Annotated in this window: 1 protein-coding gene; it reads left to right on the forward strand. The window is 34.6% G+C overall.

Annotation, left to right across the window (positions count from 1 at the left end; genetic code table 11):
• Positions 1 to 569 (forward strand): IS3 family transposase (locus ACFOZZ_RS13190; RefSeq protein WP_376815417.1); only part of this gene is annotated, 569 nt, incomplete at both ends.

Here is a 569-nt window from a genome sequence, read left to right on the forward strand (position 1 = left end):
CTTAAGGAAACAATCAAAATACTAAAAAAAGATCAGGGCATCGATCAGTTCAATTTAAAAAATAAAGAAAAGACAATGATCATCGATGCCCTGAGAGATAAGTATTCATTGTCATTGCTTTTGAAAAGGATGAATATTTCAAAAAGCAGTTACTGCTATCAGCATAAGGTCATCCATTCAGAGGCAAAATATGAAGCCATAGCCAAAGAAATTACGCATTTATTTCATGAAAATGACAGCAGATATGGCTATCGAAGGATCCACGCCTTACTGAAAAAGCAAAATATCATCATATCAGAAAAAATCGTCAGAAGGATCATGAAAGAAAATCAGCTGGAAGTGAAGATTAGGAGAGCTAAGAAATACAGCTCTTATATGGGAGAAATTACAAAAGCAGCTGAAAATCTTATCAACAGGGATTTTCACTCTGACAGACCCAATCATAAAATGCTGACGGATATTACTGAATTTTCAATACCTGCTGGAAAGGTATATCTTTCACCAATCATAGACTGTTTTGATGGGATGGTATCTGCATGGAAAATAAGTACAAATCCAAATGCAGAACT

It is taken from the genome of Catenibacterium sp. GCM10023432, assembly GCF_042651925.1.
Classification (GTDB): Bacteria; Bacillota_I; Bacilli_A; order Erysipelotrichales; family Coprobacillaceae; genus Catenibacterium; species Catenibacterium mitsuoka.